Annotated in this window: 12 protein-coding genes; 8 read left to right on the top strand and 4 right to left on the bottom strand. The window is 68.8% G+C overall.

The features are described 5' to 3' along the window. Window positions 1-33: 33 nt before the first annotated feature. On the bottom strand, window positions 34-1,425 hold the full coding sequence (locus GE300_RS11615) for a sensor histidine kinase (protein WP_154446739.1): 1,392 nt from the start codon (window positions 1,423-1,425) through the stop codon (window positions 34-36). Further along, a complete protein-coding gene (locus tag GE300_RS11610) occupies window positions 1,425-2,093 on the bottom strand; it encodes a response regulator transcription factor (protein ID WP_154446738.1) in 669 nt (222 codons plus the stop codon). The genes GE300_RS11615 and GE300_RS11610 overlap by 1 nt, the downstream gene beginning before the upstream one ends. A gap of 139 nt (window positions 2,094-2,232) precedes the next feature. Here GE300_RS11610 and GE300_RS11605 point away from each other — a divergent pair, with 139 nt between their 5' ends. From GE300_RS11605 to GE300_RS11590, 4 genes are all read left to right on the top strand, one after another. Beyond that, window positions 2,233-3,321 (top strand): type 2 periplasmic-binding domain-containing protein, encoded by a 1,089-nt coding sequence (locus GE300_RS11605; RefSeq protein ID WP_154446737.1) that lies wholly within the window; start codon window positions 2,233-2,235, stop codon window positions 3,319-3,321. A 78-nt stretch (window positions 3,322-3,399) separates the two neighbouring features. After that, entirely contained in the window at window positions 3,400-5,430 is a 2,031-nt protein-coding gene (locus tag GE300_RS11600; protein ID WP_154446736.1) for a tripartite tricarboxylate transporter permease, read from the top strand. After that, the gene (locus GE300_RS11595; protein WP_154446735.1) at window positions 5,427-6,521 is read left to right on the top strand and encodes a 4-oxalomesaconate tautomerase; all 1,095 of its coding nucleotides are present in this window, start codon (window positions 5,427-5,429) and stop codon (window positions 6,519-6,521) included. Before GE300_RS11600 ends, GE300_RS11595 begins: the two co-directional genes overlap by 4 nt. A gap of 151 nt (window positions 6,522-6,672) precedes the next feature. Continuing rightward, on the top strand, window positions 6,673-7,653 hold the full coding sequence (locus tag GE300_RS11590; RefSeq protein ID WP_154446734.1) for a D-2-hydroxyacid dehydrogenase family protein: 981 nt from the start codon (window positions 6,673-6,675) through the stop codon (window positions 7,651-7,653). On the opposite strand, the gene GE300_RS11585 is transcribed toward GE300_RS11590, so the two are convergent. Next, window positions 7,622-8,671: an AbrB family transcriptional regulator gene (locus GE300_RS11585; RefSeq protein ID WP_407647720.1), complete on the bottom strand. Its 1,050-nt coding sequence runs from the start codon at window positions 8,669-8,671 to the stop codon at window positions 7,622-7,624. The two genes, GE300_RS11590 and GE300_RS11585, sit on opposite strands and share 32 nt — an antisense overlap. Window positions 8,672-8,748: 77 nt before the next feature. Between GE300_RS11585 and GE300_RS11580 the strand changes: the two genes are divergently transcribed. From GE300_RS11580 to tcuB, 3 genes are read left to right on the top strand one after another with little or no spacing between them, the layout of a single operon-like run. Beyond that, window positions 8,749-9,432, top strand: coding sequence for a GntR family transcriptional regulator (locus tag GE300_RS11580; protein WP_154446732.1), 684 nt, complete (start codon window positions 8,749-8,751; stop codon window positions 9,430-9,432). Between the two features lie 5 nt (window positions 9,433-9,437). Continuing rightward, complete coding sequence (gene tcuA, locus GE300_RS11575) at window positions 9,438-10,832, top strand: FAD-dependent tricarballylate dehydrogenase TcuA (protein ID WP_325063209.1); 1,395 nt, start codon at window positions 9,438-9,440, stop codon at window positions 10,830-10,832. After that, the gene (gene tcuB, locus GE300_RS11570) at window positions 10,822-11,916 is read left to right on the top strand and encodes a tricarballylate utilization 4Fe-4S protein TcuB (RefSeq protein ID WP_154446731.1); all 1,095 of its coding nucleotides are present in this window, start codon (window positions 10,822-10,824) and stop codon (window positions 11,914-11,916) included. The genes tcuA and tcuB overlap by 11 nt, the downstream gene beginning before the upstream one ends. A gap of 50 nt (window positions 11,917-11,966) precedes the next feature. Here tcuB and GE300_RS11565 read toward each other — a convergent pair whose 3' ends face one another. Next, window positions 11,967-12,974 (bottom strand): ester cyclase, encoded by a 1,008-nt coding sequence (locus GE300_RS11565; RefSeq protein ID WP_325063208.1) that lies wholly within the window; start codon window positions 12,972-12,974, stop codon window positions 11,967-11,969. A 134-nt stretch (window positions 12,975-13,108) separates the two neighbouring features. Here GE300_RS11565 and GE300_RS11560 point away from each other — a divergent pair, with 134 nt between their 5' ends. After that, complete coding sequence (locus GE300_RS11560; protein ID WP_154446729.1) at window positions 13,109-14,158, top strand: ABC transporter ATP-binding protein; 1,050 nt, start codon at window positions 13,109-13,111, stop codon at window positions 14,156-14,158. Window positions 14,159-14,166: the final 8 nt, after the last annotated feature.

The raw sequence follows: 14,166 nt of genomic DNA, 5'->3' as shown, positions 1-14,166 counted from the left end.
TGGATCCGGGTCCGGCTGGCGCGCGGCCGGCGGTCATGCGTCCCGGGCTGCCGGCGCGTCCGCGCATGCTGGCAGCGCAAGCGTCAGACTGGCGCCCCGTGCAACGGGGTCGATCCGCAACGACCCGCCGTGATGACGCGCCACCGACTGGGCAATCGCCAGACCCAGACCGCTGCCGGAGGCGGGCGAAAGCTGCGAGAACCGGCTGAACGCCGCGTTACTGTCCGTCGGCGTCAGCCCGACGCCGTCATCGGCAACGGTGACGGTGGTCGACCCGTCGGTGCATCCGATCTTCACGGTGATCCGGGTCAGCGCGGTGCCGCCGTGGCGCAGCGCGTTGTCGATCAGGTTCTTGATCGCCTCGGCCAGAAAGACCGGTTCGCCGCGCACCGTGCAGTCCTGCGGCGGCGTCATCAGCTCGAACTCCACGCCGGCCTCGAGCACGGCCGGGCCGGCGGCGGCGCAGGCCTCGCGCACCAGCTCGCACAGGTCGATCGGCTCGCCGTGCCCGTCGGCAGATCCGTGCCGCAGGCGCTCGAGCGACAGCAACTGATTGGCGATGCGCGCCGAGGCGCGGGCGGCCTCGACCAGTTCGCGCAGGCGGCGGGACCGTTCGTCCGGTGAGTCGGCATCGCGCAGGGCCTCGGCCATCGACTGGACCGCGGCCGCGGGGTTGCGCAGCTGATGCGCTGCGTTCGAGATGAACTCCTGATGCGCGTCGAGGCTGCCCTGCACCTGGCCAAACAGCCGGTTCAGCGTCCGGACGATGCCGCGCACCTCGACCGGGACCGGGCGTCGGATCACGCTCAGATCGTCCGGCGAGCGGGTGGCGATCGCGTCCTGCAGGTCCAGCAACGGGCGCAGGCCGACCTGCACCCCGAACCAGACCACCACCGCAAGGGTCGTCAGCAGCGCGCCGATCAGCCCGGCCGCACGCACGGCGAGCTGGTTGGCAAAGGCATTCCGGTCTTCAGTGCGCTGCCAGACGGTCGCCGTCGCGTCGCCGGTCAGGTTGTCGATCGTCACCCGCTCCGTCACTTGCAGGACGTGTACCGGCTCTCCTCGGTAGAGGCTTGTGAAAATGCGCGGCGCATACCGGTCCTCGACCGTCGGGCCGCCGTTCACCGGCGGGTAGGCGTAGCCGGTGACGTAGATGCCGCCGGGCCCGGTGGCATGATAGAACACCTCGCCTCCCGCCGCGTCGCCGATCAACTCGCGGGTGGAAGGCTGCAGCGCGTCGCCCCCCGACACCGCGACATCGCGCGAGATTGCCAGCGCGGCGGACAGCAGCGAGCGGTCGAACAGTTCCTCGGCCGTGTCGTGGGCGACCTGGTAGCGCCAGTAGCCCAGCACCAGCGCCATCAGCAGCAGCGGCCCGAGGATCAGACCGAACAGCCGTACCCGCAAGGAAGGCGTGCGCGGCATCAGCCCTTCGTCTCGAGCATGTAGCCAAGGCCGCGCGCCGTGCGGATGGCGATGCCGTGCGCCGCCAGACGGCGCCGCAGGCGCGAGACGTGCGGCTCGATCGCGGTGTCGTCCACGTCGGCGCCGACGCCGTAGACGTGGTCGGTCAGCTGGGCCTTGGACACGATGCGACCGCGCCGTTCCAGCAGGCATTCCAACGTCGACAGCTCGCGCCGGGGCAGGTCCAGCGGCACCCCGTGCACCGTGACCTGGCGGCTTGTGCGGTCGAACTCCAGCGGGCCCAGCCGTTCGCGTGCGCCGTAGTCGAGGTTCTTGCGCCGCGAGAGCGCCCGGATCCGGGCCTCGAGCTCGTCCATGTCGAACGGCTTGACCAGGTAGTCGTCCGCGCCCGCGTCCAGGCCGGTGACGCGGTCGCTGGTCTCGCTGCGGGCGGTCAGCAGGATCACCGGCGCACCGTTGCCCCGGGCACGCAGCTTGCGCAGCACGTCGAGCCCGCTAAGGCCCGGCAGATTGATGTCCAGCACGACCATGTCCGCGCCTTCGCCGGCAAGGAAGGCGTCGGCCTCCTGCCCGTCGTGGATCACGTCGGCGGCATGGCCCCGGTCGCGCAGCCGATAGGCGATCGCCTTGGCCAGGGCCACGTTGTCCTCGATCACGGCAATCCGCATTCTTGCTCCTTGCAAGCTTCACGCAAGCTTGCGCCCTCATGATCGGTCCGGCGAGCGGGGAATCAATCTCCGCCGGGAATTGTCACCATGGCGGCGCCAGCGCGCCGGCCGTGGTCTTCTGGTCATAAGGGAGGAAACCATGACCGAATTCAACGCCGCCCGCGCCGTCGCGCTGGGCGTTGCCGCCAGTCTGACCGCCGCCGCGCCCGCCGCGGCCGAGGTCGAGTTTGGCGGCAAGACGATCGAGTGGGTGATCCCGTTCTCGGAGACCGGCGGCTCGGCCAAGTGGGCCAACTTCTTCGCCCCGCTGCTGTCCGAGGAACTGCCGGGTCAGCCCACGGTCGTCGTCAAGTTCATGCCGGGCGCCGGCTCGACCAAGGGCGCGAACTGGTTCCAGGAGCAGGAGTACGACGACGGCACGCTGCTGTTCGGCTCGTCCGGGTCCACCCAGTTCCCGTATCTGCTGAACGATCCGCGGGTGCGCTACGAATATTCCGACTGGAACCCGGTGATGGCCACCGGCACCGGCGGCGTGGCCTACCTGAACGCCGAGGATGGCGCCAGGTTCGACGGCTCGGCCAACGCGCTGAAGGATATCGACTTCATCTACGGCAGCCAGGGCGCGACGCGGCTGGACCTGGTCCCGCTGCTGGCCTGGGAGATGCTGGGCATGAACGTCGAGCCGGTGTTCGGCATCAAGGGCCGCGGCGACGGCCGGCTGATGTTCGAGCGCGGCGAGGCGACGATCGACTACCAGACCTCGTCGGGCTATCTGGGCGGCTCGACCGCGCTGGTCGAGGCGGGCACGGCGGTGCCGATGATGACCTGGGGCGCGCTGGACGAGGACGGCAACATCGTCCGCGATCCGACCTTCCCCGACATTCCGACCTTCAAGGAGGTCTGCGAAGCCACCGACGGCTGCGAGACCTCGGGCGATGCATGGGACGCGTGGAAGGCGTTCTTCGTCGCCGGCTTCCCATCGCAGAAGATCGCCTTCCTGCCGCAAGGCACCCCCCAGGAGGTGATCGACGCGTATGTTGCGGCTTTCGAGGCCGTCCGCGCGCGCGAAGATTTCGACGAACTTGCGGCCAAACAGGTTGGCGAATACCCGATGTTCGTCGGCCAAGGTGCGCAAAAGGCGGTCAAGTCCGCAACCACGGTCCCCGACAGTGCCAAGGCCTTTGTGCTGAAGTGGCTCGAGGACTCCTACGGCGTGGTTCTCAAGTAACGATCCACGCCATAGCGCCCCGCCTTACCCCCATACCGGCGGGGCGCCTGAAAACCACCTTCCAGCGAAAGCGGTATCATGGAGATTTTCGCGACGGCCGTGCCTGCGCTCGGCGACGCATGGGCGCTGATCCTGCAGCCGGTCGTCCTGGGCTATCTGGTGCTGGGCGTCGTGATGGGCCTGGCGGTCGGCGTGTTCCCCGGTCTGGGCGGCATCGCCGGGCTGTCGCTGCTGCTTCCGTTCATGTTCGGCATGGATCCGGTCCTGGGCCTTGCGCTGATGATCGGCATGGTCGCCGTGGTGCCCACCTCGGACACCTTCGCCAGCGTGCTGATGGGCATTCCGGGCAGCTCGGCCAGCCAGGCGACGGTGCTGGACGGATTTCCGATGGCCAAGAAGGGGCAGGCGGCGCGGGCGCTGTCCGCGGCCTTCGCCTCGTCGCTGTTCGGCGGGCTGGTCGGCGCCGGCTTCCTGACCGTCTTCATCCTGGTCGCGCGGCCGATCGTGCTGGCGTTCGGGCTGCCCGAGATGCTGATGATCACCATCCTGGGCCTGTCGATGGTCGCGGTCCTTGCGGGGCGCATCGCGCTCAAGGGTCTTGCGGCGGCCGGCCTGGGCCTGATGATCGGCACCATCGGCGAAGCCGACGCCGGCGGAAGCCTGCGGATGGCGACCTATGACATTCCCTATCTGACCGACGGCCTGCAGCTGGTGATCGTCGGCCTCGGCATCTTCGCGGTGCCCGAGATCGTGTCGCTGCTGCGGCAGGACCGGTCGATAGCCGAGGGCGCGAAGCTTGGCGGCGGCTGGATGGACGGGGTGCGCGACTGGTTCGCCAACCTGTGGCTGTCGGTGCGCTGCTCGCTGATCGGCGTCGTCGTCGGGGTCATCCCGGGCCTCGGCGGCTCGGTGGTGGACTGGATCGCCTATGGCCATGCCGTGCAGACCACCAAAGACAAGTCGGGGTTCGGCAAGGGCGAGGTGCGCGGCGTGATCGGGCCGGAAAGCTCGAACAACGCCAAGGAAGGCGGCGGGCTGGTGCCGACGCTGCTGTTCGGCATCCCCGGCTCGGGCTCGATGGCGATCTTCATCGGCGCGGTGGCGCTGCTGGGCTCGGGCGACATCGAGGTCGGTCCGAACATGCTCAAGGACAATCTCGACATCACCTATTCGATCGTCTGGCTGCTGGCGCTGGCCAACGTGCTGGGCACGGTGCTGTGCATCGCCGCCTCGGGCGGGATCGCCCGCCTGACCACGATCCGCTTCACCTATCTGGCGCCGTTCCTGTTCATGCTGATCAGCTTTGCCGCGTTCCAGTCGGGCCAGAACTTCGAGGACCTGCTGGCGCTGTTCGTGATCGGCCTGATCGGCATCTTCCTGCGTCGCTTCGACTGGTCGCGGCCGGCGTTCCTGATCGGCTTCGTGCTGTCGAACCCGGTCGAGAAGTTCACCAACCAGGCCTTCCAGATCGCCAGCTTCCGGTTCCGCAAGAGTTTCGAGGAGGGCATCGAGTACATCTTCAGCCCGATCGTCATCGTGCTGCTGGTGATCACGGTGGTCTCGGTGGTGCTGGGCATCCGGCAGTCCAAGGCGATCATGGCCGAGGGCGAGGTGCGGTCCGGCTCGAAGCGGGCGCCGATGGTGTTCCTGCTGGTGATCGCCGGCTACCTGCTGTTCGCGTTGATCAACGCCAACGCGATCCCGGATTTCAACATGACCGACAAGATCATCCCGCTGGTCGTGGGCGGCTTCTCGCTGCTGTGCTGCCTGATCCTGCTGGCGCAGATGATCCGCCGCCCCGAGGGCGACCCGATCTTCGCCGACAAGGAGGTCGCCGGCGAGGACGCCGACGCGCCGCACGGGTTGTGGTTGACGCTGGCATGGTTCGCCGGGCTGATCGCCGCGACCTGGGTGGTGGGCTTCATCCTTGCGCTGGCCGGTTTCCTGGTGGCGTTCCTGCGGGTGCGCGCCGGCGCAGGCTGGGGACGGACGGTCCTGCTGACCGCCGCCGGCATCGCCTTCATGTGCCTGATGGCCGGGGCACTGAATCGCGACTTCCCGCCGGGCCTGTTGCAGGAGGCGGTGGATCTGCCGTGGCCGCTGAAATGACCCAGACTGCGATACCGTTCATCTTCATGCGCGGCGGCACCTCGCGCGGGCCGTACTTCCGGCGGGCGGATCTGCCGGCGGACCTTGACACGCTGGCGCAGGTGCTGCTTTCGGCGCTCGGGTCCGGCCACCCGCTGAACATCGACGGCATCGGCGGCGGCGCCGCGGTGACGACCAAGGTGGCGATGCTGTCGCCGTCGGCCGAGCCCGATGCCGACATCGACTACTTCTTCGCCCAGGTCTCGGTGGAGGACCGGCTGGTGGACTTCAAGCCGACCTGCGGCAACATCCTGTCCGGCGTCGGTCCCGCCGCGATCGAAATGGGCCTGATCGCGCCCGTCGGCGACGAGACCGAGGTCCGCATCCACGCTGTGAATACTGGCGCGCGGGTTCTGGCCAAGGTGCAGACGCCCGGCGGCAAGCTGAGCTACGACGGCGACACCGCCATTGCCGGCGTGCCCGGAACCGCCGCGCCGGTGGCGCTGAATTTCCAGGGCGTCGTCGGCTCGTCGACCGGCGCGTTCCTGCCCACCGGCAACCTGCGCGACACCATCGACGGGATCGAGGTGACCTGCATGGACGTCGCGATGCCTCTGGTGATCGCGCGCGCGGCCGATTTCGGGCTGAGCGGGCACGAAGGCGTGGCCGAACTGGACGCCGACCGGGATTTCTTCGCCAGGATGGAGGCGGTGCGGCGGAAGGCGGGCGTGCTGATGGGCATGGGCGAGGTGGCTAAGTCGGTCACCCCCAAATTCGGCCTGCTGGCGCCGGCGGCGCGCGGCGGCAGCATTGCGGCGCGGTACTTCATGCCGTGGAACACGCACCCGTCGATGGCGGTCACCGGCGCGCAGTGCCTGGCGTCCTGCGCGTTGACGCCCGGGACGGTAGCGGACGGGCTGCTCGAGCGACCAGACGCAAGCCCGGCGAACGTGGTGCTGGAACATGCATCGGGCGCCATCGACGTGCTGGTGGACTTCGCTGCCGACAACGGTTTCGTGCTGCGCACCGCCGGCTTGGTGCGGACAGCGCGGAAGCTGGCCGACGGGCATGTCTACGTGCCGCGTGCGGTCTGGACCGGAGCGCAGGGCTGAGCGATGGCGAACGGTTCGGACGGCGTGGCGCATGCGCTGCTGGAGCATTGCCGGAAGGATTGCCCGGCGGCGTGACTGCCCAGGTGCCGCGCGAGCTGTTGTCCAGTTGAGCCGTGCCGCGGCGGCGATGCGCGTCGCGGGAGGAGGAGCGATGAAGGTCCACATTCTTGACGACTGGTTCGACACGCTGCGCGGGCTGCCCTGTTTCGGCAGGCTGGACGGGCACGACGTCACCGTCTGGACCGACCATGCCGGGGATGTGGACGTGCTGGCGGACAGGCTGGCCGCGGCCGAGGCGCTGGTGCTGTTCCGCGAGCGCACGCAAATCACGCGGCCGCTGCTGCAGCGGCTGCCGCAGCTGCGCCTGATCAGCCAGCGCAGCGTCTATCCACATGTCGATGTGCCGGCCTGCACCGACAACGGCGTGCTGCTGTGCTCGAACATGCATGCCGGCACGCCGTCCTACGCGGCCGCCGAGCTGACCTTCGCCCTGATCCTTGCGGCGATGCGGCAGCTGCCGGCGCAGATGGAGTCGGTCAAGGCCGGGCGATGGCAGGCCGGGGTGGGGCGCACGCTGCGCGGGCGCAGGCTCGGCCTTTACGGTTACGGCCGGATCGGAAAGGCGGTGGCCGGCTATGCCCGCGCCTTCGGCATGCCGGTGCTGTGGTGGGCCTCGGAGGACGGGCGCGCCCGCGCCGTCGCGGACGGCGAGGAGGTGGCCGGAAGCCGGGCGGAATTCTTCGCCGATTGCGATGTGATCTCGCTGCATCAGCGGCTCAAGCCGGCGACCAGGGGCACCGTGACCCAAGAGGATCTGCTGCAGATGCGGCCCGACTCGCTACTGGTGAATACCGCGCGCGCCGGGCTGATCGCTCCGGGCGCGCTGCTTGCGGCACTGAACGCGGGACGCCCCGGCACCGCGGCGATCGACGTCTTCGACAACGAGCCGCTGACCGACCCGGCCGATCCGCTGCTGTCGCATCCGGCGCTGATCGCAACGCCGCACATCGGTTTCGTTACCGAGGATGAATTCGACCTGCAGTTCGCCGACATCTTCGACCAGGTGAACGCCTTCGCCCGCGGCCATCCGATCCACATGATCAACCCCGAGGCGTGGATGCCTTCGTCCTGAACAGGCGCGCCATCACCGGCGCGCCCGCGATCACAAGCACGATCCGCGTCAGGTGATGGGCCACGACAAAACCCAGATCGGCCCCCGCGACAATCGCCAGCACGGTCATCTCGGCCTGACCGCCGGGGGCGAAGGCCAGGAACGCCTCGACCGCGGGTGCGAGGCCCAGGCCCGTCGCCACCCATGCAAAGACCGCGGCGATGGCCGCCAGTATCAACACGAAGGCGGCGCCGGCGGCGATCACCCTGCGCAGTTCTGCGAAGGTGATGCCGACATAGTGCACGCCGATTCCGGTGCCGATGAAGAACTGTGCGGCCAGGATCGCCTCCGCCGGGGGGCGGGCATGCAGCAGCCCGCCCAGCGACAGGGCGGTGGCGACGATCATCGGGCCGAGGATCGACGCGCCGAACAGCCCCAGCCGCTCGCCGCCCTTCCAGCCGATCAGGGCGGCGGCGGCCATCACCGCAAGTTCGCCCGGCGGCAGATCGAGGGCCGGGGCGCCGATCGGGTTGCCCAGCGTCTGGCCGTAGACCTGCACCAGCAGGATCGGCGCGACGGTGACGATGATCAGCACGCGCGTCGCGTGGATCAGCGACAGGATGCGCGGGTTGCCCCCCGCCTCGGTGCCGAAGATGATCATGTCCTGCGAGCCGCCCGGCATCGCGCAGTAGTAGGCGGTGACCGCCTCGAAGCCGCACACGCGCCGGAAGAACGGCACGCCGATCAGCCCGATGATCGCGATGTAGACCGGCACCAGCGCCACCGATGCCGCCATCTGCGGCAGCTGTCCCACCACCGCCGGGGTGATCGACGCCCCGACCGCGACCCCCAGGATCGTGCGCGCGGCCACCGAGACCTGACCGAACCCCTGCAGCCGCGCCCCGGCCAGCGCCGCGATCAGGCAGCCCGTCATCGGCCCGAACAGAAACGGCAGCGGCAGCCCCGCGGCCGCGAAGGCGGCAACGCCCGCGACGGCGGCGGCCAGGGTGATCAGGCGGGCAAGGCTGGGTCTGGACAATCGGGACTCGGGAAAGGTGCGGGTTGACGGATTGTGTCCTCTTGTATACATCCGGATACAAATTGCAAGGATGAACCATGCCCCGCACCGAAGGAACCGAGGCGCCCGTTGACGGGCCGCAGGGAAACCAGGCATACCGCGCGCTGCTCGAGGAGATCCGCACAGGCCGCCTGCGTCCCGGCGAGCGGCTGCGAGAGACCGAACTGGCCGCGCGTCTCGGCGTCAGCCGCACACCGATCCGCGAGGCGATCCGCCAGCTCGAGGCCGACGGGCTGGTCGCGCACGCGCCGCGCCAGGGGGCGACGGTACGCATGCTGGATTACGCCGAGGTGATGGAGCTTTACGAGATGCGCGCGGTGCTGGAGGGCACCGCCGCGCGGCTGGCGGCGCACGCGGCGCTGGACATCGAGATCGAGGAGCTGGAGTCGCTGAACGGGGCGCTGGCCGACGCCCCGACCGCGGGCGAGGCGTTCCGGCTGAACCGCATTTTCCACGCCGCGCTGCTGGACGCCGCGAAGAACAGGTTCCTGCACAAGTCCATGGTCGGTCTGTCGAAGGCGCTGATGATCATCGGGCCCACCACCCTGTCCGAGACCGACCGACGGGCGGCGGCGGTGCAGGAGCATCAGGCTCTGCTTGACGCGCTGAAGGCGCGCGACGGGCAGGCGGCCGAACAGCGGATGCGGGCGCATATCGAGGCGTCGCAGCGGGTGCGGATCCGGTCGCTGCGCGCCACCGCAGGCAACGCCGAAACGGAGTGAGCGGCATGGACGGAATGCAAGCATCGCCGGACGTGGTGGTGATCGGCGGCGGCAACGCCGCGCTTTGCGCCGCGATCACGGCGGCCGAGGCCGGCGCCCGGGTGCTGATCCTCGAAACCGCGCCGGAGCCGTACCGCGGCGGCAATTCGCGGCACACGCGCAACTTCCGGTGCATGCACCGCGGCCCGCTGGGCCCGCTGACCGACAGCTACTCCGAGGACGAGTATCTGGCCGACCTGATGAAGGTCACCGATGGCAGGACCGACGACACGCTCGCACGGCTGGCGATCCGCACTTCCGAGGAATGCCTGCCGTGGATGGAAGCGCGCGGGGTGCGATTCCAGCCCTCGCTCTCGGGCACGTTGTCGCTGGCCCGCACCAACGCCTTCTTCCTCGGCGGTGGCAAGAGCCTGGTGAACGCCTATTACCGCACCGCGGCCGGTCTGGGGGTCGAGGTGCTTTACGAGGCGGCAGTGACGCATCTGAATCTGGATGGCGACCGCATCGCCCGTGTGGACTACACCTGCCGGGGTCAGAGCCACAGCGTTTCACCAATGTCGGTTGTCGTCGCTTCGGGCGGGTTCCAGGCGGATCTCGAATGGCTGACCCGTGCGTGGGGGGCGGCGGCGAAGAACTTCCTGATCCGCGGCACGCCCTACAATCGCGGCGTCGTGCTGGCCGACCTGCTGGACCAGGGCGTCGAGAGCGTCGGCGATCCGACCCAGTGCCATGCCGTCGCCATCGACGGGCGCGCGCCGAAGTACGACGGCGGCATCGTCACGCGGCTGGACTGCGTGCCGTTCTCGATCGTGGTGAACAGGGACGCGCAGCGCTTCTACGACGAGGGCGAGGACGTCTGGCCCAAGCGCTATGCGATCTGGGGCCGGCTGGTCGCCGCGCAGCCCCAGCAGGTGGGCTACGTCATCATCGACGCCAAGTCGCTGGAGCTGTTCATGCCCTCGGTGTTTCCGCCGATCAAGGCCGACACGCTTGAGGATCTGGCGCAGAAGATGGACCTGCCACCGGCCGCCCTGCGCGAGACGGTGGACGAGTTCAACGCGGCCTGCGGCGACACATCCGGTTTCCACCCGACCGAACTGGATGGCGTCACGACAAAGGGGCTGGAGCCGCCAAAGACGAACTGGGCGCGTCCGATCGACACGCCGCCCTACTACGGCTATTCGCTGCGCACCGGCGTCACCTTCACCTACCTGGGCCTGAAGGTGGACGAGACCGCGCAATGCTCCACCGCCGACGGCCCGATCCGCAACCTCTGGGCCGCGGGCGAAACCATGGCCGGCTCGATCCTGGGGCAGGGGTATCTCGCCGGGTTCGGCATGACCATCGGAACCGTCTTCGGACGCATCGCTGGCCGGGAGGCCGCCGCCCATGCAAGCTGAGCTCCTTCACGAAGCGCGTCGTCAGGCCGAGATCTGCAACGCCTGCCGCTATTGCGAGGGGTACTGCGCCGTCTTTCCGGCGCTGCACCGCGAGCGCGCCTTCGCCGACGGCGATCTGACGCAGCTGGCGAACCTCTGTCACAACTGCCGCGGCTGCTACTACGCCTGCCAGTACACCGCGCCGCACGAGTTCGATCTGAACCTGCCGCGCGCGCTGGCCGAGGTGCGGCAGGCCAGCTGGGAGGACTTCGCCTGGCCAGCACCGCTTGCCCGGGCGTTCCAGCGCAACGGGTTGATGATCGCACTGGCGGCGGCGATCGGGTTCGCGGTCCTGTTCTGGGCCGCGCGCACCTTTCTTCCGGCGGGCGGCGACGGGTTCTATGCCGTGATGGCGCACGGTACGATGATCGCGATCTTCCTGCCGGCCTTCCTGTTGCCGCTCGCCAGCCTTGCGATCGGGTTGCGCCGGTACTGGCGCGCCACCGGAGGCGGCGACATCCGGCTTTCCGACGTCGCCGCCGCCTTCGGATCGGCCGCAAAGCTGCGCAACCTGACCGGCGGGCACGGCGACGGCTGCAATTTCGAGGACAGGGACCGGTTCAGCCATGCGCGGCGGCACATGCACCAGGCGGTGATGTACGGTTTCCTGCTGTGCTTCGCCGCGACCTCGGTCGCGACGCTGATGCACTACGCGCTCGACATGCCCGCGCCCTACGGCTTCTGGTCGCTGCCCAAGCTGCTCGGGGTCTCGGGCGGGGTGCTGCTGACGCTTGGCTGCGCCGGCATGGTGGCGCTGAAGCTGAGGGCGGACCGCAACCTCGGTGCGCCATCGGCCTGGGGCGGCGAGATCGGCTTCGTCCTGCTGCTGGGCTTTGTCGCACTCAGCGGTCTGTTGCTGTATGTCCTCGGGCAAACGGGGCTGATGCCGGCACTGCTTGTCGCGCACCTCGGCGCGGTGCTGGCGTTCTTCCTGCTGACGCCGTTCACCAAGATGGCGCACGGCTTCTACCGGCTGGCCGCCCTGGCCCGAGAGGCGGCGAACCAGCGCGCCGTCAGGATGACGGGCGGCGAAACCGGGCCGTGAATGGTCCCGGTCTCGCGCGGGCTGGCGCCTGGGGCCGCCGCTCCGACGGATCAGCGCGCGGCGTCGGCAGGGGGATCCAGAGCGTTCGAGCGGGCGATGAGGTCCACCCCCATCTGCGCCATCAGCTGGGTATAGTCGAGCAGCACCCAGTTCTCCATGATCCGGCCTTCGGCGCAGCGGTAAAAGTCCATCACCCGCAGCGTCAGCGCCCGGCCGTCGGCCTTCTGGCCCAGGTAGTCGTCCTGGAAGGTCATCGTCATCGAGGGCCAGCCCGACACCGCGGCATAGTTGCCGTCGCCGATCCGGCAGTAGTGGTTGCCGCCCCTGCGGTCCGGAAAGGCGCGCAGGAACGACTCGCGGTGGTCCTTCACGAACCCCTCCCAGCGGTAGTTCGATCCGATCCCGGCCGGCCCGTACCACATCATGTCCTCGTGCCAGGTGCCGCCCCGGCCGGTCTGCGCGTCCGAGCCGAAGGTCTCGGGGTCGAACACATGCAGCGCGCCCAGCATCCGCTCGACGGTATCAAGGCTGGCCGCGCCGTCGCCGGCGGCGGGCAGCACGCCGTCGTGGGTCGCCGGGCCCGGGAACAGGGTTTCCAGCCCGTAGGAGAAGGGCAGCGGGAAACGGCCCGCCTGGCGCATGAGGTCGGGCAGGTCGAGGATGACCCGGGCCTGCGCGATGCGGCCGCCCTCGACGCGGTAGAACTCCCCCGCGCGCAGGAAGGCCAGGTGACCCGAGGGACGGACGCCGAACAGCGGTGCGGTGAAGTTTCCAAGGTAATGCGTGACGCTGGCAACCCAGTCGCCGCCCTCGGCCCGGCGGTTGGGGCTGCCGATGAAGATCTCGTCCCGGCGGCGGGCGTGGGACAGCGCCGCGCGCAGGGGCAGCAGGAACCCTTCCAGCACTGCCTGCGGGCCGGTCAGGCGCTCGACCGGGGCCGAGACATCCCAGCTGCACTCCGGGGTCAGGGCCCTGGCCAGCAGGGTCGGAAGGTCTGCCTCGGGGGCCGATATCAGCGTGTTGAGCAGTCCGTGGGCAATGCTGCGGAAATCGGTCACGACGTATCTTTCGGATGAATTTTGCATTCGTCTGCAAAAATGCTTGCCACGAATCGGACGTTGCGTAAAGTTGCTTTGAATACGAATGCAAAAACGCATCGGTTCCACCGGCACCCATGACAGGGAGCGCACACTTGGCTGAAATCCAGCTTCGCGACATCACCAAGCGGTGGGGCAGTTTCTTCGGGGTCAAGGATCTGAACCTGACCATCGCGGATCGCGAGTTCCTCGTGCTGCTGGGTCCTTCGGGATGCGGCAAGACGACGACGATGCGGATGATCGCGGGGCTGGAGGACGCCACCGACGGCGACATCATGATCGGCGGTCAGCGGGTCAACGATCTGGACCCGAAAGACCGCGACATCGCGATGGTGTTCCAGAGCTATGCGCTCTACCCGAACATGAACGTCTACGAGAACATCCGATTTCCGCTGAAGGTGCGGAAGATCCCCGGGGCCGAGCATGACGAGCGCGTAAAGCGCGCCGCCGACATGGTCGAACTGGGCGAGTTCATGCACCGCAAGCCGTCGGAGCTGTCGGGCGGCCAGCGCCAGCGCGTCGCCCTGGCCCGCGCCATCGTCCGCGAGCCGAACGTGTTCCTGATGGACGAGCCGCTGTCGAACCTCGACGCCAAGCTGCGGGTCTCGACCCGGGCGCAGATCAAGAACCTGAGCCACGAGTTGAAGGTGACGACGATCTACGTCACCCACGACCAGATCGAGGCGATGACCCTCGCCGACCGGGTGGTGGTGATGGAAAGGGGGCTGGTGCAGCAGGTCGGCACCCCGACCGAGATCTACGACCATCCCGCCAATACCTTTGTCGCCAGCTTCATCGGCAGCCCGGCGATGAACCTGATGCAGGGCACGGGTACCGGCGGCGTCTTCGAGGGCGCGAATGTCCGCATCGCGGGGCTGACCGGCCCCGACGGCCCGGTGACGCTGGGCTTCCGGGCCGAGGATGCCGCCGTCGGCGGCGGCGCCGAGATCACCGCCCCGGTCTACACGCTGGAGCTGCTGGGCGACGCCACTATGGTCACCGTCAAGGCGGGCGGCGCGCTGGTGTCGGTCAAGGCGCCCAAGGATTTCCGGGCCGAGATCGGCGACGAGGTCGCGATCTCGATCCCGGCGGGGATCTGCCATCTGTTCGATGCGCAAACCGGGGCGCGGCTGGAAACGGCCTGACGCCTTGC

It is taken from the genome of Halovulum marinum, from assembly GCF_009697225.1.
In the GTDB taxonomy this organism is placed as follows: domain Bacteria; phylum Pseudomonadota; class Alphaproteobacteria; order Rhodobacterales; family Rhodobacteraceae; genus Halovulum; species Halovulum marinum.
This window is presented reverse-complemented; position numbering and strand designations above follow the sequence as displayed.